Source organism: Microbulbifer sp. MI-G (assembly GCF_030440425.1).
Lineage (GTDB): Bacteria > Pseudomonadota > Gammaproteobacteria > Pseudomonadales > Cellvibrionaceae > Microbulbifer > Microbulbifer spongiae.
This window is the reverse complement of sequence record NZ_CP098023.1, coordinates 3,348,330-3,373,085: the sequence shown is the minus strand read 5'-3', so window position 1 is coordinate 3,373,085 and position 24,756 is coordinate 3,348,330. Positions and strand designations below refer to the sequence as shown.

At 55.2% G+C, this 24,756-nt stretch carries 18 protein-coding genes; 12 read left to right on the top strand and 6 right to left on the bottom strand.

From position 1 onward, the window contains the following. The first annotated feature begins 82 nt into the window (after nt 1-82). The 4 genes from dapA (at nt 83) to M8T91_RS14075 (ending at nt 3,882) form a co-directional block, all read left to right on the top strand. Nucleotides 83-958, top strand: a complete 876-nt coding sequence (dapA, locus tag M8T91_RS14090) for a 4-hydroxy-tetrahydrodipicolinate synthase (protein ID WP_301414798.1) — start codon at nt 83-85, stop codon at nt 956-958. Between the two features lie 35 nt (nt 959-993). After that, a complete protein-coding gene (locus M8T91_RS14085) occupies nt 994-2,184 on the top strand; it encodes an NlpB/DapX family lipoprotein (RefSeq protein ID WP_301414797.1) in 1,191 nt (396 codons plus the stop codon). Further along, nucleotides 2,185-2,958 carry an MBL fold metallo-hydrolase gene (locus M8T91_RS14080; protein WP_301414796.1) on the top strand — a complete coding sequence of 258 codons (774 nt, stop codon included), beginning with the start codon at nt 2,185-2,187 and terminating at the stop codon, nt 2,956-2,958. Nucleotides 2,959-3,060: 102 nt separating this feature from the next. Beyond that, entirely contained in the window at nt 3,061-3,882 is an 822-nt protein-coding gene (locus M8T91_RS14075) for a sulfite exporter TauE/SafE family protein (protein WP_301414795.1), read from the top strand. 245 nt (nt 3,883-4,127) lie between these two features. Here M8T91_RS14075 and M8T91_RS14070 read toward each other — a convergent pair whose 3' ends face one another. Further along, nucleotides 4,128-5,660 carry a peptide MFS transporter gene (locus tag M8T91_RS14070; RefSeq protein ID WP_301414794.1) on the bottom strand — a complete coding sequence of 511 codons (1,533 nt, stop codon included), beginning with the start codon at nt 5,658-5,660 and terminating at the stop codon, nt 4,128-4,130. Between the two features lie 384 nt (nt 5,661-6,044). Here M8T91_RS14070 and M8T91_RS14065 point away from each other — a divergent pair, with 384 nt between their 5' ends. From M8T91_RS14065 to M8T91_RS14040, 6 genes are all read left to right on the top strand, one after another. Next, the gene (locus M8T91_RS14065; protein WP_301414793.1) at nt 6,045-7,217 is read left to right on the top strand and encodes a tetratricopeptide repeat protein; all 1,173 of its coding nucleotides are present in this window, start codon (nt 6,045-6,047) and stop codon (nt 7,215-7,217) included. A 1,214-nt stretch (nt 7,218-8,431) separates the two neighbouring features. Continuing rightward, on the top strand, nt 8,432-11,488 hold the full coding sequence (locus M8T91_RS14060; protein ID WP_301414792.1) for a TonB-dependent receptor domain-containing protein: 3,057 nt from the start codon (nt 8,432-8,434) through the stop codon (nt 11,486-11,488). Nucleotides 11,489-12,047: 559 nt separating this feature from the next. Continuing rightward, nucleotides 12,048-13,535: a hypothetical protein gene (locus M8T91_RS14055; RefSeq protein ID WP_301414791.1), complete on the top strand. Its 1,488-nt coding sequence runs from the start codon at nt 12,048-12,050 to the stop codon at nt 13,533-13,535. Nucleotides 13,536-13,631: 96 nt separating this feature from the next. Continuing rightward, nucleotides 13,632-14,543 carry a glycerophosphodiester phosphodiesterase family protein gene (locus M8T91_RS14050; protein WP_301414790.1) on the top strand — a complete coding sequence of 304 codons (912 nt, stop codon included), beginning with the start codon at nt 13,632-13,634 and terminating at the stop codon, nt 14,541-14,543. 22 nt (nt 14,544-14,565) lie between these two features. Then, nucleotides 14,566-15,480, top strand: a complete 915-nt coding sequence (locus M8T91_RS14045) for an MBL fold metallo-hydrolase (protein WP_301414789.1) — start codon at nt 14,566-14,568, stop codon at nt 15,478-15,480. Between the two features lie 91 nt (nt 15,481-15,571). Beyond that, a complete protein-coding gene (locus tag M8T91_RS14040) occupies nt 15,572-16,495 on the top strand; it encodes an amidohydrolase family protein (RefSeq protein ID WP_301414788.1) in 924 nt (307 codons plus the stop codon). A gap of 218 nt (nt 16,496-16,713) precedes the next feature. Here the strand turns inward: M8T91_RS14040 and M8T91_RS14035 are convergent, their stop codons facing one another. Next, on the bottom strand, nt 16,714-19,818 hold the full coding sequence (locus M8T91_RS14035; RefSeq protein ID WP_301414787.1) for an efflux RND transporter permease subunit: 3,105 nt from the start codon (nt 19,816-19,818) through the stop codon (nt 16,714-16,716). 116 nt (nt 19,819-19,934) lie between these two features. After that, nucleotides 19,935-21,053 carry an efflux RND transporter periplasmic adaptor subunit gene (locus tag M8T91_RS14030; protein ID WP_301414786.1) on the bottom strand — a complete coding sequence of 373 codons (1,119 nt, stop codon included), beginning with the start codon at nt 21,051-21,053 and terminating at the stop codon, nt 19,935-19,937. Nucleotides 21,054-21,186: 133 nt separating this feature from the next. On the opposite strand from M8T91_RS14030, the gene M8T91_RS14025 reads away from it, so the two are divergent. Continuing rightward, entirely contained in the window at nt 21,187-21,819 is a 633-nt protein-coding gene (locus tag M8T91_RS14025) for a TetR/AcrR family transcriptional regulator (RefSeq protein ID WP_301414785.1), read from the top strand. Between the two features lie 120 nt (nt 21,820-21,939). Here M8T91_RS14025 and M8T91_RS14020 read toward each other — a convergent pair whose 3' ends face one another. The 3 genes from M8T91_RS14020 to M8T91_RS14010 all read right to left on the bottom strand — a co-directional run bounded on the left by M8T91_RS14020 (nt 21,940) and on the right by M8T91_RS14010 (nt 24,118). Further along, nucleotides 21,940-22,701, bottom strand: a complete 762-nt coding sequence (locus tag M8T91_RS14020; protein WP_301414784.1) for an ABC transporter permease — start codon at nt 22,699-22,701, stop codon at nt 21,940-21,942. Continuing rightward, complete coding sequence (locus tag M8T91_RS14015; RefSeq protein WP_301414783.1) at nt 22,698-23,663, bottom strand: ABC transporter ATP-binding protein; 966 nt, start codon at nt 23,661-23,663, stop codon at nt 22,698-22,700. The genes M8T91_RS14020 and M8T91_RS14015 overlap by 4 nt, the downstream gene beginning before the upstream one ends. A 236-nt stretch (nt 23,664-23,899) precedes the next feature. Continuing rightward, a complete protein-coding gene (locus tag M8T91_RS14010) occupies nt 23,900-24,118 on the bottom strand; it encodes a hypothetical protein (RefSeq protein ID WP_301414782.1) in 219 nt (72 codons plus the stop codon). A gap of 87 nt (nt 24,119-24,205) precedes the next feature. Between M8T91_RS14010 and soxR the strand changes: the two genes are divergently transcribed. After that, entirely contained in the window at nt 24,206-24,691 is a 486-nt protein-coding gene (gene soxR, locus M8T91_RS14005; RefSeq protein WP_301414781.1) for a redox-sensitive transcriptional activator SoxR, read from the top strand. Nucleotides 24,692-24,756: the final 65 nt, after the last annotated feature.

The following is a 24,756-nucleotide window of genomic DNA, read 5'->3' as shown; positions in this document are numbered from 1 at the left end:
ACTGGCATAGATCCCGCGCCCTCAGTAACATACGGGTTCGATTCCGCTGTTTCAGGGCGCGCACAAAAATGAAGGAGTGAGGATGTTTACCGGCAGTATGGTGGCCTTGGCCACTCCAATGTATGCAGACGGAAGCCTGGACTGGGAAAGTTTGCGCAGCCTGGTTGAGTGGCATATCGAGCAGGGCACCCGCGCGCTGGTTGCCGTTGGCACCACGGGGGAATCCGCCACTCTCGATGTGCATGAGCACGTGGAGATGATTCGGCGTGTTGTGGATCAGGTGGCGGGGCGCATCCCGGTGATTGCGGGGACAGGTGCCAACTCCACCACGGAGGCTATCGACCTCACGGAAAACGCCGCCCGATGTGGCGCTGACGCCTGTCTGTTGGTGACGCCTTACTACAATAAACCGAGCCAGGAGGGGCTGTACCAGCACTACCTGGCCATCGCCAGAGCGGTGGCAATCCCGCAGATCCTCTACAATGTGCCCGCCCGCACGGCTGTCGACATGCTGCCTGACACAGTGAAGCGCCTGGCGACCATCGGTAATATTGTCGGCATCAAGGAAGCGACTGGTGATTTGACGCGCGCCAGGGAGTTATTGGATATCCTGCCGGAGGGGTTTGCTGTGTACTCCGGTGATGACAGTACCGCTTTGGAGCTGATGTTGATGGGGGGACACGGCGATATCAGCGTGACTGCCAATGTAGCGCCCGCTGCGGTTGCCCAGATGTGCGAGACCGCCCTGGCTGGCGATGCTGCCACTGCGCAGGCCATTGATCAGCGCATCCAAATATTGCACAAAGTGCTGTTTTTGGAGTCCAACCCGATACCGGTGAAATGGGCGCTGCGGGAAATGGGACGTATAGACGGGGGAATTCGTCTGCCACTGACCAGCCTTTCCCCCCAGCACCATGCTACAGTGCGCGAAGCCCTGCGCAGTGCCGGCATACTCTGAACCCGCGAATTGAGAACGAATCAGGATAAGCTTTCATGAACAAATTGACCGTTGCAGCCGCGCTCTGTATTTCCAGCCTTACCCTGGCCGGCTGCGGTGTATTCGGCAACGATGGCTATTTCCGTGACCGCAGCAACGACTATCAGCAGGCCGATAGCCTGCCGCCACTGCAGATGCCCGATGGCATCACTGCCAAGCACCAGGAAGAACTCTACGAGATTCCCCAGATTGCCGGAGACGAACTGGCAGAGGGGGATTTTGAAGTGCCCAGGCCCCAGGCGCTTTCCATCAACGCGGGCCTGGACAGGGTTAAAATTCAAAAATTGGGCAGTAACCGCTGGGTGCTGGTGTCCCAGCCGCCGGAGGAAGTCTGGCCGCAACTGCACTACTTCCTGCGCACTTCGGGTCTGCGCGTGGAATTCTCTGATGCCAGTGCCGGTATTTTGGAAACCGCCTGGATGACGTTCAATGAAAGCCCTGACACCAAGGACAAGTACCGACTGCAGATTGAAACCGGCGTACAGCCGGATACCACAGAAATCCATGTGCGCCACCTGTCCGTGCCAGCGGAAGCACCGGTGGGTGGCACGGTGAACTGGCCTCAGCGCTCCTCAAGTCCCGAGCGTGAAGGCTGGATGATTGACGAGATGTCCACTGCCCTGGCGACTGATGCTTCCGGTGCCTCAGCCTCTTTGGTGGCCCAGGCCATCGGTGGTGATACGGTCAAGGTGCGCCTGCGTGAGCCGGTTGGTCTCGAGCCCTATATCTCTATGGGACTGGAGATGGAGCGGGCCTGGGCGACAGTGGCCCATGCTGTCAATGCAGGCGCCTATCGCCTGCACCGCGAAGATTCCGATATCGGGCTCTTTTACGTGACCTACGATGAAGACCGAGAGCTGGCCAACAGTGAGGAAGAGGGTGGAGGCTGGTTCTTCTGGAACAGCGGAGATAAAGAAGACAAACTGGCGGAAAGTGCGGATCAGGTGACTCTGCAACAGATCCTCGCCGGTATCGATCCGGATGCAGAGGTTGAATCTCCTTTATTCAGGGAAATTAAGGGGCTGGGTGTGGGGGCGAGCCCTGAGGAGGCATACCCCGGTTATCTGGTTGTTATACGGGGCAATGACGACGAGATTGAAGTGCGCATTCGCGATACACGCGGTCAGCCCCTGTCCAGGGCCAAAGCCTCCCAACTGTTGCTTTCTATCCAGCAGAACCTGATTTAAATGGGCCTGCGCTTCGCTTCCCTGGGGAGCGGCAGCAGGGGCAACGGCACCCTGGTCGCCAGTGGCGGCCACTGTCTGTTGGTGGATTGTGGTTTCACCATTAAGGAAACCGAGCGCCGCATGGCGCGGCTGGGCATATCCCCACCAGATCTCTGCGCAATACTGGTCACCCACGAGCACAGCGATCATTTGTCTGGCGTAGCGCCGCTTGCGCGCAAGTACGGATTGCCGGTTTTCCTGACCGCCGGAACTCTCCGCGCCCGCAGTATCGGCAGGTTGCCTCAGGTGCATCTGATTGAAGGGCACCAGCCGTTTACGGTTGCCGATATTCAGGTTACCCCGGTGGCTGTACCCCATGATGCCCGTGAGGCTGCGCAGTTTGTTTTTCGCAGTTGCGGCTGCAGTCTCGGGCTATTGACTGACCTGGGCACCGTGACCCCCCATGTGGAGAGGCACTTTGGTGACTGCGATGCACTGGTTCTGGAGACTAATCACGATCCCAAGATGCTGGCCCAGGGCCCCTATCCCCCCCGCTTGAAACAGCGCGTTGGTGGTGCCTATGGGCATCTGAGCAACCAGCAGGCTGCCGGCTTTTTGCAGAGGGTGGGCCATCAGCATCTCCAGCACCTGGTGCTTGCACATATCAGTGAGAAAAATAATCGATTGGCGCTTGTCCAAGAGGCGCTGGCAGACGCTGTTGCTGGTGCGGGGAATTGCCTCTTTGCCTGTCAGGAGGCAGGTTTTGGCTGGCTTGCTGTTGAGGGTCGTGGTTAACTCCCCGTCTCCTGAATCAATGGTCATTTTGTGCTCCACTAAGCAACAGCTCTTTGGCTCTGAACGGGCTCGTCTGTCCTTGTAAATTGAGAGGGGGAAGGTATGGAAACACTCTTTGTTTACTTTCTCGTGGGGGCTGTGGCGGGCACCATCGCCGGCCTGTTCGGGGTTGGTGGTGGGCTGATCATAGTTCCGGCACTGGTACTGGTTTTTACCGCCATGGGTATTTCCCCGGACATCCTCACCCACATGGCGGTGGGCACTTCACTGGCGACGATTGTGGTCACCTCAATCAGCTCGGTGCGCACGCACCATCAGAAGGCCGCCGTGGATTGGCGGGTTTTTTGGGTAATGACGCCCGGAATACTCCTGGGCTCCTGGGTAGGGGGCATGACAGCAGAGCGCCTTTCCGGAGCCTGGTTACAGCTGCTTATTGGTGTTTTTGCTATCTTGATGGCCGTCCGTATGTGGCTGAGTGGTCTGCGCCATGGCAGTGTTTCAGAGGGCTCTGGTAGATTGCCCGGCTCTCCTGTACTGATGACTGCGGGCGGGGTTATCGGCTGGGTCTCGGCAATATTTGGTATTGGCGGCGGTGCGCTGACGGTGCCCTTCCTATCCCGCTGCCGGGTAAACATGCAGCGTGCCATCGCCACTTCCGCTGCCTGCGGACTGCCCATTGCGGTTGCCGGTGCGCTGAGCTTTTCGGTGCAGGGCTGGAACAATACGCTGTTGCCGAGGTGGAGCAGTGGCTATATTTACTGGCCCGCTTTTTTCGGTATCGTGCTGGCCAGTACTTTTTTCGCCCGTTTTGGCGCCATACTGGCCCACCGTCTCCCTGCACGATTGTTAAAACACTCCTTTGCGGCGTTGTTGTGCGTGATCGGATTTCGTTTTATCTGGCTGAACATTGGTCGTTTCTTATAGGGAAGAACAGGTGGACTGTCTGCCATTGGTTGTCTGCACCCGCCCTGCACGATAGGTGAAGATCCCATCGCCACTGTGATTGGGGAATGGGGTTTTATACCTAAAGAGTCATGGTGTGCGGATGTACTCTGTTGATGAAATGTCCGAGAAGAACCTTCCGGATGATCAAAAAAAGCCGCTGCAGCAGCAGCGGCCTGTCTTTTTTTTCACTCCAGACCCGCAGTGAGATCAGTGGGGCCGTCTCCTTACACCGTTCTGGCGGTGGCTTCGGCGGGTTGGGCTGTTTGAGACTCCTCCCCAAGACTCTCCCAGTGTTTTGACTTCAGGCTGATCAGCGCGAGGATAATGCCGATGCCGATAGTGAACAGGCTGATCTGCAGGTAAAGATTTGGCATTTCAGAGATATTGTTCGGATCGAAGTGTCCCGCCAACAGGCCTGAGAAGATGTTGCCGATGGAATAGGTCAGCACGAATACGCCCATCATCTGGCCGGCGAAGCGGCGAGGGGACAGTTTGCTGACGGCACTAAGGGCCACCGGGCTCAGGCACAGCTCGCCAACGGTGTGCAGGAAGTAAGTGGTAACCAACCAGTATGGCGCTACCTTCAGACCCTCGGCGGCATATTGGGCGGCAAAGAACATCACCAGGAAACCGCTGGCCATAATGATCAGGCCGATGGCACATTTCAGGTTATAGGAGGGGGTCATCATGCGCTTGCCCAGGTTGATCCACAGCGCAGCAAAGAAAGGGGACAAGGTGATGATAAACAGTGAGTTGAGATTTTGAAACCAGGTCGCCGGTATCTCAAAGGCACCGATCAGGCGGTCGGTATAATCGCGGGCGAACAAGTTGAGAGAGGATCCGGCCTGCTCGAAACCCGACCAGAAAAAGGTGGAGGCCACACAGATCAGAAACAGGGCCCACAACTTCCTTTTTTCCGACCCGCTCAGCTTGCCACGGAAATAGATGAAGCCGAAATAGGCGAGGAAAGTCAGGGTAAAGGCCACAGCTACGTACTGGGCAGCTGTGACCGGATCGATGGTGATGGCGCCCTGCATAGTCAAGCCGGTGATCAGTGCAACAGCAACTAAAACGGCACCGATGATGCGCCAGGCCAGCCTGGTTTTATCAGCTGGCATGGGGTTTTCCGGTTTTAAGCTGGCATCACCCAGGTTGCCGATGGTCCTGCGGTACTGAATCAGGCCGATGGCCATACCAACCGCCGCGGCACCGAATCCCCAGTGCCAGCCGATATTCTCACCGAAGTATCCACAAATGGTGGAACCGAGCACGGAGCCGATGTTGATGCCCATATAGTAGAGGGCGTAGCCACTGTCGCGACGCACATCTTCGGGTTGATACAGGTGGCCCACCAGGGCGCTGATATTGGGTTTGAGCAGTCCGGTCCCGGATGCAACCAGGATCAGGCCCAGAAAAAAAGTGTTGTCACTGGGGATCGCCAGCACGATATGGCCACACATGATAATGATGCCGCCATACCATATAGTGCGCTGCCCACCGAGCAGGCGGTCCGCGATCCAACCGCCGGGCAGGCCGAGAAAGTAGACCGCACCAGTGTAAAGGCCGTAGATGGCGGCTGCAGCGGCAACGGTGAAGGCAAGGCCCTCTTCCTGAAGGCTGGCGGTCATAAACAGTACGAGTAGGGCACGCATACCGTAATAGCTCATCCGCTCCCACATTTCGGTGAAGAACAGCGTGGAAAGCCCTTTCGGGTGACCAAAGAAGCCACCGCTAGTCTGGTGTGTATTCGACGACATAAGCTGAAGTTCCAGTTGTTATAGCTTTACTCAAGCATACCTTGGCAGGCCAAGATACTCACGGTTTCAGGGGCAGGTGAACGATTTCGGTGCATTGGCCCGGTAATCTATCCAGACCCTGGAAAATGATTCCACTTTTCCGTTGTAATTGACCAAACAGGTCTCGATCATGCAGCGGTTTTCTTTACCATATTCCCCTCGGGTTGATCCGCTCTCAGCGGAGCTGAAAGTCCGGCCTCCAAGGCAACTCGGGAAGTGTAACAGTTGCGAGTGCAGCAGGCGACTCGTTACAGTTGCAACCAAACCGGTCATCGCACGGCTATTCACAACCGGTCTGAAAAATGCTAGATGCTCAAGCAGGATACCCCAACCAGGGAAACCACAATGAGAAAGGCTCCGGTACACTTGACCCTCATAATGTTTCTGGGCATTTTAGGGGGCTGCGCTGGCCGCCCACCTGCGGAAAAACCGGCAGAAGTTGCGGTGGAACACTTGCTGTCAGGTGCTGCGATCTTTGGCCGGCCCGTGCATGCCGCTGAACTGCCTCGAGACCCGGTGATGACACTCACAGCGGAGATGCGCCGGTTTCTCGGTGATATTGCTCCGGGTGCATCGCCACAGAAACGCTTGGCATCGCTGATCAAAGCGTTTGAAACGCAGAAGTTCCATGTTGAATATGATCAAACCACAACGCTGACTGCCGCGCAGACTTTCCATAATCGGCGTGGTAACTGCCTGTCATTTACACTGATGATGGTGGCGATGGCACGGGAACTGGGTGTCGAGGCCTCCTTTAACCAGGTCTCGGTTCCCCCGGTCTGGAGCCACGAGGAGGCCCAGACTTTTGTGGTTTACCGCCACGTCAATATGGTTTCGGAAGGTCCCCGTGGCCGCCGCGTGATAGATTTCAATCTGGCCGCTTATGATCCCGCCTATCGCCAGCGCAGGCTGGAAGACACCAGTGTGTTCTCATTGTATTACAGCAACCGCGGGGTTGAGCTTATGCGTGCGGGCGAGGGCGAGAAAGCCTTTTTGTATCTGCGCAAGGCTCTGGAACTGCGCCCCGGGAAAAGTGATCTGTGGGCCAACCTGGGGGCGTTTTACAGCCACTTTGGCCATTACTCTGAGGCGGAACAGAGTTATCGTCAGGCCCTGTATTTCAATAATATCCATCTGGTGGCCATGAGCAATTTAGCGCGCTTGTACCGTTACAGTGGTCGTGATGGACTGGCCGATGCCTATGCAGCGCGCGCGCGCCACCATCGGGAGCGAAACCCCTACTACCTGTATTACCAGGCACGCGACGCCTATGAGCAGGGAAAATACAGGCGGGCTGAAAAGCGTTTGCGCCGCGCTATTTGGCATCATGATGACCATCGTTTCCACTTCCTGCTGGGGCTGACAAGATTTCAGCTGGGGCATATGGCCGCATCCCGCAAGAGCTTTAAGGAGGCCTTTTCCCTGGTGGGTAGCCCATATGCAGCCAGTGCCTATAAGCGCAAATTAGACTTGCTGTTGGATGGTTTTGTCCAGACCAAACCTGCCACCTCTCCTTAATGCCTGGGTGTCCTGATAGTATCGGGCAGTCCCATTCTATGGGGCTCATCTGGCTCCCGACACCATTGACTAAAGACAAGCGGAGTCGAGCTGCCAAGAGTCACAACTCCTCGAGCAGATATCGCGTTTCTTTTCAAAGTCCCACATGCTGGATTGAGTTAGGGCTTTTAAAGGAGCTGCTACTGTTACTCTGTGGCCTTGCAGGTATCATGTATGCGGTTTCTTACCAGAAATTCGCCAGCGTAGACGGTGCTATTTCCCACAGGAACAATGTTTGCAAGGCCGCTACAGCCGCACACGGTCTGCTATTTCCCAATGGGGTAGCCCTGCAATTTTGACCGGTATTGGAATGAAAGAGGATATGGTTATCAGCTGTTGCTGAGGCATCGTACCGCTGAAGTCATGTTGAAAGACATGTGAGTAACTGTTCAAACAGCGGGGGACATGTCCCTGTCTTTACGAGATACTGAAGAACCGGGGTTGCCCAGTATATCCTTGCGCACTGACCGATTACAGTGCTCGACACCAGCGTTCTGCTGCTGCGGCCCACCCGGTGCACAACACATGGGTATTTGGGCCTTGCAGGTTGCTACTGATTGCCTGCAGTCTCGACAAGCAGGCCCCCTGTGCTTTCCTGATGCATCTACCTGGGGGCGCAAACGCTGACTGTGGAACTGGTCAAGTGCTGCAGAATGCACCCCGCAAAAGACCTGTATGGGTGCTGGAATGGTTATGAAGCTTGGCGATACCAACTACAAGTTAAGCACTGCGCGGATGGTGGAGTGATACTATCTGCAGGGAGGGCAGTGAGTAAATGATGGGCTTATACCCACTGGCTGAGACGTAGAGAATGGCATACCGGATGTATAGGGGGTTTGACAATAACATCCTAACATGACTAAAATGCCATAGTGAAAAATCTTAAAAAAGAAAAGTGCCTCATTTGATTACAAAAATAGGAATTTGCTTTAATAAATCGCTTACTGTTGTGACTTTTGGCTTATCAGTACCTGAATCCAGAATCAACGCTAACAAGAGTGGGTGAGTAACCTGTCGAGAATGCCATTGCGAATTTTTTAAAAAATTGAGGTATTTTTTACGTTAACCGTCATGAATGTGTTGGGAGGAAGCAGGTTACTTTGGGGGTGACCGCTTCCGATTATCGCCATTCACGGCAAAAGACTATAAATCCAACGATTAAGAGAGGATTAACAATGAAAAAGAACCTTTTGTCAGTAGCTGTAAAGGGGGCTTTGGGCTTCACTGCAGCTGCGATTATGGTTCCGGCGGCACCCGTATTTGCTCAGGAAGATGCGGAAATCGTGGAAGAGGTGGTGGTCACCGGTTCCCGAATTGAACGTGCCAATGATGTAAGTGTTAGCCCGATTACTTCCGTAAACGCCGAAGACTTTAAAACAACTGGGGTTGTCCGTGTCGAAGACCTGATTAACGACCTGCCGCAGGTTGCTGCCACTCAGACTGCCGGCCAGGCAAATGGTTCCACCGGCACCGCAACCGTATCGCTGCGTGGACTGGAGGCAGAGCGAACTCTGGTCCTGATTGATGGGCGCCGTATGCCCCCCGGCTCCCCTCTCGCCGATGGTTACGGTGCCGACCTCAACCAGATTCCAGGGGCGCTGGTTGAGCGTGTAGAGGTATTGACGGGTGGTTCATCTGCCACTTATGGCTCAGACGCTATTGCCGGTGTAGTCAACTTTATTATGCGGGATGATTTCGAAGGTGTTCGCTTCGAGACTCAAACCAGCGTCTACCAGCACAACAACGACAACAGCAAAATGCAGGATCTGGTTGAGTCCAGTGGCTTTGATGTGGCTGATGGCAGTGTCACCGATGGTGAAATCAACGATTTTTCACTGATTATGGGTGCCAATCTGGATGATGGGCGGGGCAATGTCACCGCCTACGCCAATTACCGCAAAATTGATGCCGTTCTTCAGGCGGATCGCGACTACAGTGGCTGTGCACTGAGAGGCTCACCGGATTCATTCACCTGCGGTGGTTCCGGCACCATGTTTCCCGCCCGGATCACGGATTTTGGTACCAATACTGGTCTGAATCCCGCCGGTGACGAAATCGAGAGCTTTGATTATGTCGTCGATGGTGATGGGCTCGCTCCCCGCGATGGCAGGCTGTACAATTTTGGACCTCTGAATTATTTCCAGCGCCCGGACGAGCGCTGGACCATGGGAGCCTTTGCCCACTACGACATCAACGATAATGTCACAGCCTATACCCAGCTGATGTACGCCGATGATCGCACAGTTGCTCAAATTGCCCCTTCCGGTGCCTTTTTTGTCACCAGTGACCTCAATTGCGGCAACCCCCTGTTATCTGAAGAGCAATTTCAGGCTATCTGTGGTGTTTACGGCCTGACCAAAAACGATAATGTCAGTGACTTGATTGTTACCAAAGTGGATGAGGATGGAAATCCGATCATCGACCAATCGACAGGCATGCCGATTACCACTAATGGTGCTGTTTATATCGGCCGACGCAATGTTGAGGGTGGCCCACGTCAGGACGATCTGCGCCACACCAGCTTCCGCAGTGTTTTTGGTCTCCGTGGCGATATTAACGAAACCTGGTCTTACGATGTATTTGCCCAATACGCCGAGGTAAGCCTGGAGCAGACCTATCTGAATGATTTCTCCACAACCAAGCTCCAGCGCGCTCTGAATGTAGTCATTGATGACCGAGTTGATGGAAATGGTGACCCACTTGCTGATACCTTCGGAAACCCGGTGTGTCAGTCTGTTGTGGATGGCTCTGATCCATCCTGTGTTCCCTACAATATCTTCCAAGAGGGCGGCGTAACCCAGGAGGCTATCGATTATCTTATCCTGCCGTTATTCGCACGGGGAACGACAGAGCAGGAGATTTATTCCGGTTATGTGACAGGTGACTTGGGTGACTATGGTGTTCAATTCCCAACAGCGGATGATGGCATTGCTGTTGTAATGGGTCTGGAAAGTCGTCGGGAGACACTGACATTTACCCCGGACAATGGTTTCCTTACTGGTGATGGCGCCGGACAGGGTGGGCCGACACTGGGTGTTGAGGGAAGCCTCAGTGTCAAGGAAGTCTTTACCGAAGCCAACATCCCCTTGATTGATGGCAAACCAGGCATTGAGCACCTTGGATTGGAGCTGGCTTATCGTTACTCTGATTATTCCACGGATATCAGCACCGATACTTATAAGTTCGGTATGGACTGGTCTCCCATTAGCGACCTTAAATTACGTGCCAGCTTCCAGTCGGCAGTTCGCCACGCGAATCTGCGTGAGCTCTATCGCCCGAGATCCATTCAGCTGTTTGACATGTCAATCGATCCCTGTGGATCGCGAGTTGACTCCGAAGATGGGTCCGTGATACCTCCCAGCGCCACCTTGGCTCAGTGCGAAAATACAGGAATTACGGCTGCCACCTATGGCGGTGATATCGATTCCCCTGCGGGACAATACAATTACATCGGTGGCGGCACAACGGATTTACAACCGGAAGAGTCCGACACTGTTTCCGTGGGCTTTGTATATTCTCCCGGGGCTATTGATGGCCTGACCATTAGCCTGGATTACTTCAATATTGATGTCTCCGGTGCAATCGAGGGAATTGCTCCAGAAACAATCGTAAATAAGTGTCTGGAAACTGGCGAGGCGCGCTTCTGTGACGCGATCAATCGCGGCGAGAACGGCAACCTCTGGGTAGGTGATGCCCATGTCTTCTCTCCAGATGCAAACATTGGCTTTATTGAGACCGAGGGCTTTGACCTGAACCTCAACTACGGCTTTGAAATGGGTCAGTTCGGTTCCATGGACCTGAACTATATCGCGACCTATCTGACCAAATGGGATCTGCAAGAGTTCCAGGGTGACGATATCCAAGATTGCCTGGGTGTTTGGAATGGTGCCTGTGAAGAGCCTACCCCTGATTTTGTCAGCACTCTGCGCGCAACCTGGGTGACGCCCATCGATGGAGTGAATGTCACGGGCGGTTGGCGGCACATTAGCGCTGTTGACGATATAAGCGCTAAAGAAGCAGATTTTGATGCCATTGACTACTTTGATCTGTCTGCCTCCTGGGCAGCAACGGACAATGTTGTTATCAGATCCGGCATCAATAATGTGTTCGATGAAGAACCGCCTTTGAGCTCTGATGCGGGTGCTGGAATCTTCGGTAACGGTAATACCTTCCCCGGTATTTACGATGCCCTGGGTCGTTATGCCTTCCTGGGCTTAACCGTAGATTTCTAACTCTTTGCCATATTGGCTATACGAATAAGCGCGGCAAAACTGCCGCGCTTATTCACACTTTCTTTCTAGCTATTAACAGAAAATACTCTGTGGTTATTTAGTAAGTCCTTTCCGAAACTTTTTCCAGAAAAGTTCTCGAGTTGTAGTTATTCCTTTCAGATATCATGACCTATCCTGTAGTTGATCCCAAGAGCAATCCAGACAGATTCGCTGGCAAGAACAAATCAAAAGCGTGAGTCTTGACGTTTAGCTATGTCCAGCCACTACTCGAACGGCTGCAGGCGCTGTAAGGGGTACAGACAGTTCACCTATCTTTGATCGATATCCTTAAGCTGCTCTTTCTTTTCCTGTTTTTATGGCAATCCATCGGCTGTATACCGTGAAACTGCTGTCCAGTATCGATAGATCGCAGTTCGAGTCTGTTATTGCTGTGATCAAACCATTTGTCGGGTAAAAGCCAGTCAGATTAGCGAAACCAAACTGTGAATTTTGGGGCGATTCTATTGCCACCAACTGTTAGGATGGCACATCAGTCTGCCACATAGACGGAGTGTACATTGTGACCCAGTTAACAACTGGACTACCGCTTTGGCTTTGGTGCCTGCCGGGATTTTTTATACTCTTCCTAGCCCGGGGTCCTGCTCACAGAATTATCTACGCGCTGGTACGTTTCTGCTCCCGCATTTTGAGGCATGTTGCCAATGCACTGGAGGTGACCGAAAAGCGCCTGGTTCAACGCAACCGGGAGATAGGCTTTGCGGTCGCAAGAGAGGACACAGAGCGCCGGATAGAAAGGGAATTTCAACTTATCACGGGCACCATACAGCGTGAGTTGGCGCAGTATCCAGCATTACATCGCCGGCTTGTGGAACAAATGAACGCTGTCGATGAGGATTATGCAAGCAGTGCGGAAGTGCCTCCACAGCCCTCCAATTGGCAGCGGGCTGTGCGCTCGGTAGCGGAAATTCCCTTGCAGGACGACGCTGTGGTAGCGGATGTACTGGACACGATTCACCATTCCATGCGCAGGGCGGAATCCAGGGCGCTCGAGTCCTATCGGGAGTCCACCCGTGTGCGCCACCAGTTGTTGAGGCGGATGTTGCCCAAATGGCGGGCTATGTTGACGGTGCTTGAGCGTATCAACAAGAATGTGGAATCCGTGATTCTGAGGGCCAAGGCGCTCGATCGTCTTATGCTGAAGTACGAGGAAATCCTGCAAAAGAATGATCGCGGCCTGCGTGTGCTTTCGGCCTCGTGTTTTACCCGTTTTTTGATTGCCGCCTTCGCTGTCGCTGTGGCTGCGGGCGGTATACTGGTAAATTTCCAACTCATTGTCCGTCCTGTCACCGAGGTACTCGGAGGTACTGCTTTTCTCGGCGAGTATGCCACCGCGGAAATTTTTGCCTTTGTGATGATTTTCATACAAGTCAGCCTTGGCCTTGTGGTGATGGAGTGTCTGCAGGTGACGCGGCTGTTTCCCACCCTTGGCTACTTAGCAGACAGGATACGTAAACGCCTGCTTTGGGCCGCTCTGCTTTTGCTGCTTCTGTTTGCAGGCGTAGAGGCGAGCCTGGCCTTTTCCAGGGAACTGTTGGTGCAGCGGGACCCGCTGTTGACGGGAGTTGTCGGGCAGAGCGCATCAGCCTCAGCAGATTCAGGCTTGCCTTGGGCACTCACCCTGGCGCAGATGGGGCTCGGTTTTCTCCTGCCATTGATTTTGGCCTTCACGGCAGTTCCCCTGGAGCAATGTATTGTGTCAGGGCGCATGGTCTTTGGGATGTTTCTGGTATTTCTGTTGCGGGTGTTGTCGCAGTGTGTACGTTTGCTTGCCAAAGTCTCACTGCAGGTCGGTATTTTGTGCAACCGGGTCTACGATCTGGTCATTTTTCCGCTTCTGTGGCTGCAGACTTTTTATTTGCGCCGGCGTTGGGAAAAGCAGGCCGCTGCCCTTGGTGCAAAAACTGTGGCAGATCGAATCGGGGAATACAAAGACAGCTCCTCTGCGCAGTCTGCCAGCAAGGCACAGCCTGTGGCAAAAGAAGTATAAGTTGTGTGATGGGAATAACAGCGTCTTTGAAGCCTGTTTTCCTGCATCTCCACATCGTGAATAATTGGATCTATTGGTACAAAATGACGGTGATTCATGTTTCTGTGGCTTGTTTTTTGCCTCATATTGATCGTGTTGCTGCTCTATGCCCGTTCCGGACCGGCACCGAAGTCTGCCCTGTCCCTTCCTGAGGACAGGGGGCCTATGGTGATTGCCCATGGCAACGATTGTGGCAACGGACTCTATCCCGGTAATACGCTGTTGTACTTACACAGGATGGTGGAGCTGGGAGTTGATGGCATTGAAGTGGATCTGTGGCTGACTGCCGATGGGCACTTGGTACTGATGCACGACCCGGACCTGGAGGCGTTTTCAGATGGGCGCGGCGTTGTTGGTGACTTGACTCTGGCGCAGTTGCGCGAGTTGAACATCGCCTATCACTGGACCCGCGATGGAGAGACCTACCCATTCCGAAGTCATTCCCTGGGTATTGTTACCCTTGAGGAGGCGTTGCAGGCAGTAGGGGATACTTTGCTGATCCTGGAATTGAAGAGTACTCAAGTCCGCGCTGCGCAGGTTTTGAGCCGGGTACTGCAGCGCACCAGCAAGCATAATCAAGTGATAGTGAGTTCTTTCCATCGGGGTGTAATCCGGGCGTTCAGGCGTTTGAGCCCGGATACGGCGACTGGTGCAGTGACTGATGAAGCCATACTGTTGTATGTGGCCCAGCTGTTCCGCGCAGAAAATCTGCTCTCGCCCCGCTACCAGACTGTGCAACTGCCTATGAATCACTTCGGTATTGAGGTGGTCACCACAGGCACCTTGCGCGCGGCCCGCAAACTGGGCCTGCATCTCTCGGTGTGGACAGTGAACGGGCGAGCGGATTTGCAACACTATATCAGTTTGGGTGTGGATGGTATTGTAACCGACCGGCCGGACTTATTGATGGCTATATTGTCCGGTTCGGGCCCAATGAAAGCATCACAACCATTGAACCAGACCCATTGACAATAACAATAGAGAGCTTCCTATGAAACAGTTGGCAGGTTTTGCAGCGTTGGCAGTATCACTGCTCTGCGCGCCAATTTTCGCAGAAGATCGCTTTGCCAAGGTGGAAATCAGCAGTATTCCGGTGGCAGGTAATGTCCATATGCTCACGGGCGCTGGTGGCAATATCGCCGTATTGGTGGGAAGAGACGGCACCTTTATGGTGGACGACCAGTATGCACCATTGACTGCCAAAATACAGAAGGTGCTGGCGGGCTTGGCAGAGCAGCCCCTGCGATTTGTCATCAACACTCACTGGCACGGTGACCATACCGGAGGCAACGAAAATCTGGGGAGTAGCGGCGCCCTGATTGTGGCCCATGAAAATGTGCGCAAGCGCTTGAGTACCGAGCAGTTTATCGAAGCCTTTAAAAACAAGGTGATGCCCTCACCGCCGGCAGCACTTCCGGTGATTACCTTTACTGATGCGACTACATTTCACTGGAATGGCGACAGGGTGCGGGTACAGCATGTGGGGCCTGCCCACACCGATGGAGATTCCATTGTCTATTTCACTGAGGCCGATGTTCTTCATATGGGGGACATCTACTTTAACGGTACCTATCCCTTTATCGATCTCTCTTCTGGTGGCTCGGTGGATGGGATGATTGAAGCGATGGATATGGCCCTGGCCATGACCGGTGAGAAAACCAAAATTATTCCCGGTCACGGGCCCCTGAGCGATCCCGCAGAGTTGAAGCAACAGCGGGATATGCTGGTTAAGTTGCGAGGTCGTATACAGAAGCTGATTGATACTGGCAAGAGCCGCGAGCAGGTCATTGCTGCCCGGCCTACCCTGGAATTCGATGCCCAGTATGGCCAGGGCTTTATGACACCGGATAATTGGACTGGTATCGTTTATGACTCCCTGAAGCGGGGAAAAAGCGGGGAATCCTAGTACAAGGCAGACCGGGAAGGCAGTTTATGATTGCGCCGAAGTGACGACATGGTCCTTCGGCCCCTGGGGGATAAGGGCCGTTTCCCATAGTATGGAAAAGAAAAAAACAGTCACACCCCACTCGAATTCGCTTGCAACTGTCATTGGAGCTTCCTTAAGGATTCAAAGGGATTATATGAATATGTACCTACAGGATCGGCCAGTAGTCATTGATGCCTGGGCCCAGCATCCCACACTTCGTCATATCAATGACCCGATTTTTGATTCCCTGAAACGCTGGACAAAAATGGATTATCTGAATGAAGAGTTGCCTGTAGAGCTGACGATCAGACAAATGGATGAAGCCGGTGTTAGCAAAAGTTTGATCAGCGCATGGGAAGCACCGGGCAAATCCATGATCTCCAATGATGAGGTAGCTTCGGTTGTTGATAGTGCACCAGATCGGTTCGTTGGTATTGGGTCGGTTGATATCAGTCATCCCATGAAAGCAGTCAGGGAAATGCATCGTTGTGTAAAGGCATTGGGGTTTAAGGGCATTCGTGTATTGCCCTGGCTTTGGTCCAAACCACCAACTGATCGCTGGTTTTATCCGGTTTACACGGCCTGTTGTGAACTTGGCATTCCCTTTTGCACCCAGATTGGCCACACAGGGCCACTGATGCCTTCAGAAGTGGGCAGGCCAATTTATCTTGATCAGGTTGCACTGGATTTCCCGGAGCTCAAGATTGTGGCTGGTCATATCGGTTATCCATGGACGGAAGAAGCCATCGCTGTGGCTACCAAGCATGAGCATGTGTATATCGATACGTCCGCTTATACTGCCAAACGCTACCCTCCTGAATTGGTGCGTTATATGAAGAGCTATGGAGCTCACAAAGTGCTTTTTGGTACCAACTACCCAATGATCAGTGCCAAGAAAGCGCTGCAGGAATTTGACACCCTGGCGCTGGATGAAAAAACAGAGCGGTTGTTTTTGGCCGAGAATGCGATTCGGGTATTTGAACTCGAGGGATAAGCCCATTACAGCCACTCTTTAACTGGCTTCACTGTACTTGGCGACACAGCGTTTTCCATGCTGTCACTTGAGGGATAATAAGGAGTTAAGGCTATGCAACCCGAGTCCTTTTTGTAATGTATTCAATACAGATGTGATGGCTAATTTCCCGTGAGAATTTAACTCGGAAAATGCTAGTGCAGGCCGCAATTCCGGTTTTGCCATTCTGCTTGGCGTTTCTATAGCGCGCTATCCGCTGTGAACCTTGTATCAAGCTGAGCCATTGTAGGGGCGGCCTCCTCCCGCACCCGATACCAGGTTGCGTAGAGGGCTGGCAGGAACAGCAGGGTCAGCCCCGTAGCCACGATCAGGCCACCCATGATCGCCACTGCCATAGGACCGAAGAAGTCACTGCGCGACAGCGGGATCATTGCCAGAACTGCGGTCAGGGCAGTGAGCACAATGGGGCGGAAGCGTCGCACAGTAGACTCAACAATAGCGTTCCAGGCATTGAGTCCCTGGGCCATATCCTGCTGGATCTGGTCCACCAGAATCACCGAGTTGCGCATCACCATGCCGGCCAGGGCGATGGTGCCGAGCATGGCTACAAACCCGAAAGGCTGGTTGAACAGCAGCAGGAACAGGGTAACGCCGATAAGGCCCAGTGGCGCGGTGATCAGCACCATGGTAGAGAGAGACATACTGCGCAGTTGCAGCATCAGCAGGGTAAACACCACCAGCAGGAACAGTGGCATCCCCGCGTTGACGGAGGCCTGTCCGCGCGCAGACTCTTCCACACTGCCGCCCACTTCCAGCAGGTAACCCGGTGGCAGCTGATCGTGAACGGCCTGCAGGCGCGGCCACATCGCATCCACCACGGTGGCGGGCAGCGATGTACCGTAGATATCGGCCCGCACGGTTACCGTGGGCAGGCGGTCGCGGTGCCAGATAATACCCTCTTCAAAACCGTATTCCAGGGTGGCGATCTGGTTTAGGGGTACGCTGCGACCGCTGTCGGTCTGCACCGCCAGATTGCCAAGCTGGCCCAGGGCGTGGCGTTCGCGCTCCTTGCCGCGCACGCGCACGTCGATCAGTTCGTTGTCTTCGCGGTACTGGCTTACAGTGATGCCGGTAAGGGAGCTTTGCAGAGCGCGGGACAGATCGGCGCTGTTGACACCCAGGGCGCGGGCGCGATCCTGGTCGATATCCAGGTTGACCATCTTGCTGGGTTCCTCCCAGTCCAGGTGGACATTGGTGATCTGGGGGTTTTGCCGCAGGTGTCCGGCCACTGCGCGGGCGAGGCTGCGAACCGTAGCGATATGCTCACCGGAAACCCGGAACTGCACCGGGTAGCCCACCGGCGGGCCATTCTCCAGGCGGGAAACCCGGCTGCGCAGGGTGGGGAATTCCGTTTCCATGGTCTCAATCAGCCAACTGCGCACCTGCTCGCGGGCTTCGACACTGGGGGTCATAACAACAAACTGGGCAAAGCTGGCCGCGGGCAGTTGCTGGTTTAGGGGCAGGTAGAAACGGGGTGAGCCGGTGCCCACGTAAGCCACGTAGTTTTCTACCAGCGGATTCTTTTCCAGCAAAGATTCCAGGCGTTGGGCCTGGTACTCGGTGGAGGCCAGGGAAGCGCCCTCGGCGAGTTTCAGATCCACCATCAGCTCCAGACGCCCGGAGGAGGGGAAAAACTGCTGGGGTACCAGACGAAACAGGGCCAGTGAAGCAACAAAGAGTGCCAGGGTTGCCACAATCACGGTTTTGCGATGGCGCAGGCACCAGATGATCAGTCGGCGGAAGCGCTGGTAAAAGGGTTTCTGATAGGGGTCACACACCTCGCCTCTGTGGTCGCGGCGTGTCAGGTTGGGCAGCAGGTAGTGGCCCAGGTAGGGCACAAACACCACTGCGGCGATCCAGGAGGCCAGCAGTGACAGGGTGACCACCTGAAAAATGGAGCGGGTGTATTCGCCGGTACCAGACTGCGCGGTGGCAATGGGGAGAAAGCCGGCGGCAGTGATCAGGGTGCCGGTGAGCATGGGGAAAGCGGTGCTGGTCCAGGCGAACCCGGCGGCCTTGAGGCGGCTGAGCCCCTGCTCCATTTTAATCGACATCATTTCCACCGCGATAATGGCGTCGTCCACCATCAGTCCCAGCGCCAGCACCAGTGCGCCCAGGGAAATTTTGTGCAGTCCGATGTTGAAATACTGCATCAGCGCAAAAGTCATGGCCAGCACCAGCGGAATCGACAATGCCACAATCAGGCCGGGGCGGGTGCCCAGGGAGAAGAAACTCACCAGCAACACAATAGCCAGCGCCTCGGCCAGTACCTGTAAGAATTCCCCCACCCCGCGTTTCACTGCAGCGGGCTGGTCCGATACCTTGTGTAATGCCATACCCAGGGGCAGATCCTGTCGCAGTTCGGCAAAGGTTGCGTCCAACTGCCTGCCCAACTGGAGAATATCCCCGCCCTCCTTCATGGAGACGGCGAGGCCGATGGCATTCTCACCCATAAAACGCATACGCGGCTGGGCCGGATCGCTGAAGCCGCGGTGTACCTCGGCGATATCGCCGAGCCTTTGGGTGCGGCCGCCGGCAGTGATGGGGAACTGGCGAATTTCTTTCACGGACTGGAACTGTCCGCTCACACGTATGCGCACCCGGTCACTCTCGGTATCCACAAATCCGGCGTCGATGACCTGGTTTTGTGCCTGCAGGGTGTTTTGCACCGCGGCCAGAGGGATTCCCAATGAGGCGAGTTTGGTGTTGGAGAGTTCCACCCAGATTTTTTCATCCTGCAGTCCCAGCAGTTCCACTTTGCCCACATCTTTGACCCGCTGCAGGGACAGTTGCAAACGCTCGGCGTAATCCTTCAATAGTGCATAGTCAAAGCCGCTGCCAGTAAGCGCATAAATATTGCCGAAGGTGGTGCCAAACTCGTCATTGTAAAAAGGACCGCGAATATCGGCGGGCAGCGTGTGACGGATGTCGCCAATCTTTTTGCGCACCTCATACCAGAGGTCCGGGATCTCCCGAGAGTGCATATCGTCCCGGGCGACAAACAGTACCTGGGACTGGCCGGGACGTGAGAAGGAGGAGATGTGTTGATAGTCGCCGGTTTCCATCAGTTTTTTTTCCACCCGCTCGGTGATCTGGCGGGAAACCTCTCCGGCGCTGGCACCGGGCCAAAGGGTATTGATCACCATCACCTTGAAGGTAAAGGGTGGGTCTTCGCTCTGCCCCAGTTGTGTATAGGAGACGGCGCCCAGCAGCCCCAGCAGGATCATGGCGTAGAGTACCAGGGGGCGGTTTTGCAATGCCCATTCGGAGAGGTTAAATCCCATGGCAGTGTCTCTGTCTGGTGGGCGCGGCGGGTTTGTTAGGGCCACGCTTTGGTAAAATTGTCGGGGCACCTAGCGGACTGCCCCCTGCAGTTTTTCGCTGTGTTTTGACCGGCCGTTTAATCCTGGCTGACCAGGGTGCGGTCCGGATTGATGGGGCGGTTCATACGGTCTACAGGTCGTACGCGCTGGCCCTCCCGCAACAGGTGGGTGCCGGCTGCCACAATCCAGTCGTCGGCGTGCAGGCCGGCAAAAACCGGGACAAACTCCTGACCGAAGGGCCCCAGGGCCACTGCCGTTTTGTGCAGTGTCTGGTGTTCTTGGTCCAGCACCCACACAAAGGCCTGGCCACCATCGGCACTCACGGCGGACATGGGCACCTGGAATACGTCCGTGGCGGTAGCCTGGGGCACGAAAACCCGCGCACTCTGACCCAGTTCAGCGCCAACGGCCTGGTTGTCGAAAGCCACTCGGGCTTCGAAGGTACGGGATATGGGATCTGCGGCAGGGGAGAGCTCGCGCACCTGGGCGGGGAAAGGTTTGCCCGGTTGCGACCAGAGCTCCACTGTCAGGGGCTGGCCCACACGAAAGCGGTTGATGGACTGTTCCGGCAGGTCGATACGTACTTCCCGTTCGCCGTCTGCAGCCAGTGTGAAAATGCCCTGGCCTGCGGCCACAACCTGGCCGGCCTCTGCCATACGGCGGGCGATTACGCCACTCTCCGGTGCTTTTAGCACCGCGTAGGCAGCCTGGTTGCGCGCCACATCCAGCTGTGCCCGGGCCTGCTGCAGGCGGGCTTCACTGGCTTCAAAACGGGTTGTTACGGCGTCGAACTGGGAGTGGCTGACCAACTGGCGTGCCAGCAATTTGCGGTGGCGCTCCAACTCACTGCCGGCGAGACGCTGGTCGGCCTCGGCAGAATTGAAGTTTGCGCGGGCGGAGTCCAGTTGCAGAAGCAGGTCATCGGTGTCCAGTTCGGCCAGGGCCTGGCCCTGTTCAACCCGATCCCCCACGTTGACCAGGCGCCGGTGGATCTTGCCGTCGATACGAAAGGCAAGGGCCGGTTCGAAGCGGGCACGTATCTCTCCGGGGTAAACATCCAACCGGGTGCTGGCCACCTCCGGGCGAACCATCACTGCGGGGCGTGGTTTTTCCTCCCGGTCAGTGGATTCGGATGGCGTACAGGCGGATGCAAGCAGGCTGATTAACAATACAGTGTGCATTAGTGATCGGTACATAGGGGTTCCCTTCCTCAACGGCGAGGCAACAGGCTGAAACCGGGAGTGGGTAGACAGGGCCCGGTAGCCAGCAATGCTATACTGGCGAGTATAGTAAATTTATTAAACTGGAGAGTCCAGTATATGGAGCACTATGTCTGAGCAGTCAACGGCAAACGTCCAGCGCGGTCGTCCCAAGGACCCGGCCAAGCGTCAATCCATACTCGATGCAGCCAAGGAGTTGTTTCTGACCCAGGGCTTTGCCGCCACGAGCATGGATGCACTGGCTTCCGCGGCGGGGGTCTCGAAACTCACTGTCTATAGCCACTTTTCCGACAAGGAGACGCTCTTCAGTGCCGCGATTACTGATCGATGTGAAAGTATGATGCCCCTGCCGATCTTTGTGCTCGAAGAGGAGGATTCGGTAGCGGACGTGCTGGAGCGGATCGGCCAGGCTTTTCTGGAGATGGTGTACAGCGAGGATAGCGTCCGGCTGTTGCGACTGTTGTGTTCTGTGGCCTCACAGGAATCGAGGATGGCGCAGCTGTTCTTTGATGCGGGTCCCCAGCGTATCCTCGGTGAAATCGAGCAGTTGCTGATCAGGGCCACCCAGTTGGAGATGTTGCGGGTAGAGGACCCGGCTGCTGCCGCAGAGAACTTTCTCGGCATTTTGCTGGGCGGTGGGCATCTGGGCGTGTTGATCGGGCACTCAGAGGTGGAGACAGGGGCGGAGCAGCGCGCGCGGGTGTGCAGGGCGGTGGATTTGTTTATACGGGCCTACCGCTAAATCCGCTCAGGTCGCCACTGTCAGTGCTGGTTCAGTGAGTGTGGGCATGCGCCGGCCATAGACGCCTGCGCGAGACTCTCCCGCCATACATCGCCGCTATACCATTCCGGTTGTATTTGATCAGGTTTTGATTCGGTAGCCGGTGCGGAATATCCACCAGGTGGCAAGCAGACACAGGATCAGGAAAAGCAGGGTCATGCCCACACTGAGTCCAATATTGACATCCGCCACGTCGTAAAATGCCCAGCGGAAACCGCTGATCAGGTAGACCACCGGATTGAACAGGGTAATTTTCTGCCAGACTGCCGGCAGCATACTGATAGAGTAAAAGGCACCTCCAAGGAAGGTCAGTGGTGTGATCACCATCAGGGGAATAATCTGCAGCTTCTGGAAGTCGTCGGCCCAGATACCGATGATAAAGCCGAACAAACTGAAGGTGAGGGCGGTCAATACAAGAAATACCACCATCCACACTGGGTGGGCAATTTCATAGTCCACAAAGAAGCGCGCCGTTACCAGTATCAGGAGACCCAGGACGATAGACTTGGTTGCTGCGGCCCCCACATAACCCGCCACAATCTCGAATACAGATACCGGTGCGGACAGGATTTCGTAAATAGTGCCGGAGAATTTCGGAAAGAAAATGCCAAAGGAGGCATTGGAGATACTCTCGCTCAGTAGCGCCAGCATGATCAGTCCGGGGATAATGAAGGCCCCATAGCTGACACCCTCAATGTTGCCCATTCGTGCACCGATGGCGGCACCGAACACGATAAAGTAAAGGGAAGTGGAGAGCACCGGCCAGGCGATACTCTGCATCAGGGTGCGCCAGGTGCGCGCCATTTCAAACTTGTAAATTGCACCAATGCCATACCAGTTCATTCCTGCATCTCCCCGCTGAGTTGTCCCTCGTGTTTCTGATGTTCACCGTGTACCAGATTCACAAAGATTTCCTCCAGGGAGCTCTCCCTGGTGTGCAGATCGCGAAAATCGATATTGGCGGCATTGAGGCAGCGCAGGAATTCCGCGATACCGGTATCCTCGCTCTTGATGTCAAAGCGGTATATCAATTCACTGCCATCACTATTCAGCCTGAGTGGCAGGTCGGCGAGGGCGTCGGGAATCTTTTGCAACGGTTCCGGCAGTGTCAGGCTGAGCTCCTTTTCCCCCATGCGCTGCATCAGGACATTTTTCTCTTCCACCACGACCAGTTCACCGCGATTGATCACCCCGACACGATCGGCCATCTCCTCCGCTTCCTCGATATAGTGGGTGGTGAGAATGATTGTTACGCCGGAATCCCGCAGTCCGCGCACCATGGCCCACATATCCTGGCGCAGTTCTACGTCGACCCCGGCCGTGGGTTCATCCAAAAAGAGTACATGGGGCTCGTGGGAGAGTGCCTTGGCGATCATTAAGCGGCGCTTCATGCCCCCGGACAGGGTGATGATTTTGTTGCTTTTTTTTTCCCACAGAGACAGCTGCCGCAGGATGTTTTCCAGATAATTGGAGTTGGGTCCTTTGCCAAACAGCCCGCGGCTGAATTTCACTGCACTCCAAACGCTCTCAAACGCATCGGTGGAGATCTCCTGGGGTACCAATCCGATTTCCCGGCGGGCCCTGCGGTAATCCCGCTGGATATCGTAGCCACTGACAGTGACACTGCCCTGACTGGCATTGACGATGCCGCACACAATACTGATCAGAGTGGTCTTGCCGGCACCATTGGGACCGAGCAGGGCAAAAATTTCCCCGGGTCGAATATCCAGGTTGATATTTTTCAGGGCGGTGAAACCACCGGCATAGGTTTTGCCGAGGTCCCGAATGGAAATAATGGGTTCCACTTTTTCTCCTTGTCAAAGTAAGGTGATCGGGGCTTTCCGTCTTTGCGCTGTCGGTTCAGTCTACATCCTACCGCACAATAATTCAGTGGATGTTTTAGATTCTAAGCCGGTGCGCACGGTTGAGATGGCTGGCAAGGTGCGTATGCAGCGCCGGCAGTGGCTGTGTCCGGCCGTCCCGGTTCTGGCCGGGAAATCTACCGGGTACCACAGCGTCACCGGGTGCGCAATGGGTACCTTTAATGCCATGGATGCTGTGGCGGTAGTTGCGAAGCTTGTTGCCCGGTTTCCACTGCACGATCTTTCGGGTTGAAATTGGCTGTGGGTGAGCGCCCGTGGTTTAGGATTTGCCGGGCGAGGCCGATACTCAGGCTTTGCGCAGCCACCATCAATAGAAAGAAGCCCGGTACTGCCGGTGTCTTGGGCCTAGGGTTTGCTTGCTGGCGATTCCGGTCCATTGCTTGTTTCCCTCCACTTGCATTGAAATGCTGTGCAGTGTAAAACCTCAAGTAATATTGAGGTCAATGGCTGTAGGGGACTTTTCGATGACTGGGGAGCAAAATCGCAAAACGATAGCTGGCGCCGGGAAAAGTACTCGCTGCGCGCTGACCGTGGGGGAGGTGGCCGAGCGCAGTGGTGTGGCGGTGAGTGCGCTGCATTTCTATGAAAGTAAGGGTCTGATCAGCAGCTGGCGCACCAGTGGCAACCAGAGGCGTTATTCTCGGGGTGTACTGCGCCGCGTGGCCATTATCAAAGTTGCACAGAGTACCGGCATTCCCCTGGCCCGGATTCGCGAGGCGCTTGGCGCGCTGCCCAATGGCCGTGCACCTACCGCCAAAGACTGGGCGAGGCTCTCAGCGGGCTGGCACGAAGCCCTCGATCAGCGCATTCGCCAATTGACCCAACTGCGTGATCGCCTGCAGGACTGTATCGGTTGTGGTTGCCTCTCTATGGACAGTTGCCCGTTGCGCAATCCCGGAGACCGGGCGGCGGAGCAGGGGGGTGGTGCGAACTATTTGGAAGGTGAATAGCTGGGTGGGCAGTCGTTCCCGGTCGGGGCAAGGCGGAGAGTGGAGACCGGATTTGCAGTGAAGTT